Origin of the sequence: Neisseria sp. HMSC074B07 (genome assembly GCF_001810355.1) — a bacterium.
GTDB lineage: Bacteria > Pseudomonadota > Gammaproteobacteria > Burkholderiales > Neisseriaceae > Neisseria.
This window is the reverse complement of record NZ_KV800985.1, coordinates 73,863-77,633: the sequence shown is the minus strand read 5'-3', so window position 1 is coordinate 77,633 and position 3,771 is coordinate 73,863. Positions and strand designations below refer to the sequence as shown.

Here is a 3,771-nt window from a genome sequence, read left to right as displayed (position 1 = left end):
GGGATGTCCAACTTTTGGGGTGCAGTTCAAACCACATAACGGCTTTCAGACGACCTTTCAATTCATCTTCTATACTATAGTGGATTAACTTTAAATCAGGACAAGGCGAGGTAACACGCCGTACTGGTTTAAAGTTAATCCACTATAAAACGGCAAGGAAAAATCTGATGATTGATTATATAAAAATGTATGAAAGCATGAGCGCTTCTCATGAAAACAAAAGTCTGCGCTTTCCGCTTTATTTCAATTTCAAACTTTTATCCATTGCCAATGATTTTTTTGTCAAAGACGAAGCGGGGAACGAAATCGCTTATACGCGGCAGAAAATGTTTAAACTCAAAGAGTGGATTAATGTTTTCCCTAACCGCAATCAGGATGCGCCCGTATTCACCATTCATTCGGAACAGATTATTGATTTTGGTGCGACCTATATCATCCAAGATGCTTCAGGTAAGGTTTTGGGGAAAGTGGTGCATGATGGCGTCGGGTCGCTTTGGCGCACCAGCTATCAGGTAACGGATGCGGAAGATCGGCTGCTTTTCCATATCCGTGAAAAAAATCCTTGGGTGGCAGTATTGGACAAAATGGCAGGGCAGATTCCTTATCTGGGTTCGCTGACGGGTCTTTTTTTCAACCCGACTTATTTGATTACCCGACCTGACGGGACTTTGGTGTACCGTTTGAAGAAATTGAGGGCGTTATGGGAAGGGAAATTCAGCCTGCACAAAGAAGCCCAAGCGAGTTTGAACGACGATATCTTGATATTGAATTCGGTGATGTTGTTTTTGTTGATGGAAAGAAATAAAGGATAAAGCCAAATGGTATTCAGGCAGGCTTGCGGATGAAATGTCGGGTATTTGATTTTGAGGACAGGGCTGCTCAAGGTTTATCGCATCCATTCACATTCAAACATTTTCATTTCTAGGACGCGCTGATAAAATAGCTCGTCTGAAAAGTATAGAAGAATCAAAATAATGAGTATTGCCAATAATAAAAAAGCCTTTCACGACTTCTTTATCGAAGATCAGCTCGAAGCCGGCCTGGTATTGGAAGGTTGGGAAGTCAAAGCCATCCGCGCCGGGCGGGTGCAGCTGAAAGAAAGCTATATCTACTGGAAAAAAGACGCTTTTTATCTGGTCGGCTGCCATATTACCGCGCTGCCGACTGCCTCGACGCATGTCAAACCCGACCCCGTCCGTCCGCGCAAGCTTTTGCTCAAGCAATCCGAAATCAACAAGCTCATCGGTAAAACCGAGCGTGCGGGTTACACCATCGTCCCGTTGAACCTGCACTTCACACGCGGCAAAATCAAAATGGAAATCGGTTTGGCGAAGGGTAAAAAACAACACGACAAACGCCAAAGCCTGAAAGAAGCCGACTGGAAACGCGAAAAACAACGTTTGATGAAAAATGTGCGCTGAGACTGATAGCAGCATGAATGGAACGCTGGGCGCCGATGCTGCCGCAAACTTGTGCCCGCCGTTTACACATCAAACCCTATGTTTGCAAAAACATACCCAAGATTGCTTTCTTCAGGCTTTTCAGACGACCCCTGCGACCCAATAATCAGGGTCGTCTGAAATTTTACGGAGTAACGCCATGTCCCGCTCTTCGCTTTTCCTGCCGCTGTTTTTGATTATCTTCGGTGCTGTTTGGTTTTTGAAAACGACGGACATCCTGCCCGCAACTTCGACCATTGTGTCCGCCGGTATGGTGCTGGCGGGGATTGCGGTTTTGGTGATGGACGGTGTCAACAAGCAGTCTATCGTTTCCGGCCCGCTGCTGGTGTATATCGGCGCGGCGGTATATCTGCACAATCAATACTGGCTCGGATATTCGCCGCTGGTTGCTTTGGGAATGATGGTACTGGGCTGCCTGCTGCTGCTTTCGCGCAGCGATATGGTGCCTTATAAGCAGCATAAACAGCAGGATAACTAAGCCCCCTCCCTGCAAAGGTCGTCTGAAAATGGTATAATCCGCCGTTTTCAGACGACCTGTTTTGTTATCGGAATCCCGTTTTGAGACAGTCAGACCGTTCCCTATCACTCTGCAAAGTTCCCGCCATGACCCAAGACAAAATCCTCATCCTCGACTTCGGTTCGCAAGTTACCCAGCTTATCGCCCGCCGCGTGCGCGAAGCCCATGTCTACTGCGAGCTGCATTCCTTCGACATGCCTTTGGACGAAATCAAGGCCTTCAATCCGAAAGGCATCATCCTTTCCGGCGGCCCTAATTCCGTTTACGAATCTGACTATCAAGCCGATACCGGCATCTTCGATTTGGGCATTCCGGTTTTGGGCATCTGCTACGGAATGCAGTTTATGGCGCACCACTTGGGCGGCGAAGTTCAGCCCGGCAACCAGCGCGAATTCGGTTACGCGCAAGTCAAAACCATAGACAGCGAACTGACCCGCGATATTTACGACGACGCGCCGAATACGCTGGACGTATGGATGAGCCACGGCGATAAAGTATCCAAACTGCCCAACGGCTTTGCCGTCATCGGCGATACCCCGTCATGCCCGATTGCCATGATGGAAAACGTTGAAAAACAATTCTATGGCATCCAATTCCACCCGGAAGTTACCCACACCAAACAAGGTCGCGCCCTGTTGAACCGCTTTGTCTTGGACATCTGCGGTGCGCAACCCAGCTGGACGATGCCGAACTACATCGAAGAAGCCGTTGCCAAAATCCGCGAACAGGTCGGCAGCGACGAAGTGATTTTGGGTCTGTCGGGCGGCGTGGACAGCTCCGTAGCCGCCGCGCTGATTCACCGCGCCATCGGCGACCAACTGACTTGCGTATTCGTCGACCACGGCCTCTTGCGCCTGAACGAAGGCAAAATGGTGATGGATATGTTCGCCCGCAACTTAGGTGTGAAAGTGATTCACGTCGATGCCGAAGAGCAATTCATGGCGAAACTCGCCGGCGTTACCGATCCCGAGAAAAAACGCAAAATCATTGGCGCGGAATTTATCGAAGTATTTGATGCTGAAGAGAAAAAGCTTACCAACGCCAAATGGCTGGCGCAAGGTACGATTTACCCTGACGTAATCGAATCTGCAGGTGCAAAAACCAAAAAAGCCCACGCCATTAAATCGCACCACAACGTCGGCGGACTGCCTGAAAACATGAAGCTCAAGCTGCTTGAGCCGTTGCGCGACTTGTTCAAAGACGAAGTGCGCGAACTGGGCGTCGCTTTAGGCTTACCGCGTGAAATGGTGTACCGCCATCCGTTCCCCGGTCCCGGTTTGGGCGTGCGCATCTTGGGCGAAGTGAAAAAAGAATACGCCGACTTGCTGCGTCAAGCGGACGATATTTTCATCCAAGAATTGCGAAACACTACCGACGAAAACGGCACATCTTGGTACGACCTGACCAGCCAAGCCTTCGCCGTGTTCCTGCCCGTAAAATCCGTCGGCGTAATGGGCGACGGACGCACTTATGATTACGTCGTCGCGCTGCGCGCAGTCATCACCAGCGACTTCATGACCGCACACTGGGCAGAACTGCCGTACTCACTGCTCGGCCGCGTATCCAACCGCATCATCAACGAAGTCAAAGGCATCAACCGCGTGGTTTACGATGTAAGCGGCAAACCGCCTGCCACGATCGAGTGGGAATAAAAGTAAAGAGATAAACGCATAAAAAGGTCGTCTGAAATGGTTTCAGACGACCTTTTGGTTTTTATAAAAGAATAATGGAATAAGGAGATGGCTGAAGTGCATTTAGACAATATAGTGGATTAACTTTAAACCATTACGGCGT

At 49.3% G+C, this 3,771-nt stretch carries 4 protein-coding genes; all 4 read left to right on the top strand.

Features of this window, described 5'->3' with window-relative positions:
- Positions 1 to 167: 167 nt before the first annotated feature.
- A complete protein-coding gene (locus tag HMPREF2726_RS12445; RefSeq protein ID WP_070603501.1) occupies positions 168 to 812 on the top strand; it encodes an LURP-one-related family protein in 645 nt (214 codons plus the stop codon).
- Positions 813 to 971: 159 nt separating this feature from the next.
- Positions 972 to 1,421, top strand: coding sequence for an SsrA-binding protein SmpB (smpB, locus tag HMPREF2726_RS12440; protein ID WP_269208434.1), 450 nt, complete (start codon positions 972 to 974; stop codon positions 1,419 to 1,421).
- Between the two features lie 178 nt (positions 1,422 to 1,599).
- The gene (locus HMPREF2726_RS12435) at positions 1,600 to 1,938 is read left to right on the top strand and encodes a hypothetical protein (RefSeq protein ID WP_003760104.1); all 339 of its coding nucleotides are present in this window, start codon (positions 1,600 to 1,602) and stop codon (positions 1,936 to 1,938) included.
- Positions 1,939 to 2,063: 125 nt separating this feature from the next.
- Positions 2,064 to 3,629 carry a glutamine-hydrolyzing GMP synthase gene (gene guaA / locus HMPREF2726_RS12430; RefSeq protein ID WP_003740869.1) on the top strand — a complete coding sequence of 522 codons (1,566 nt, stop codon included), beginning with the start codon at positions 2,064 to 2,066 and terminating at the stop codon, positions 3,627 to 3,629.
- Positions 3,630 to 3,771 lie beyond the last annotated feature (142 nt).

Bases quoted from the DNA above. Each gene is read 5' to 3' on its own strand.
- HMPREF2726_RS12435 (WP_003760104.1), top strand. From the start codon at position 1,600: ATGTCCCGCTCTTCGCTTTTCCTGCCGCTGTTTTTGATTATCTTCGGT.
- guaA (WP_003740869.1), top strand. From the start codon at position 2,064: ATGACCCAAGACAAAATCCTCATCCTCGACTTCGGTTCGCAAGTTACC.
- HMPREF2726_RS12445 (WP_070603501.1), top strand. From the start codon at position 168: ATGATTGATTATATAAAAATGTATGAAAGCATGAGCGCTTCTCATGAA.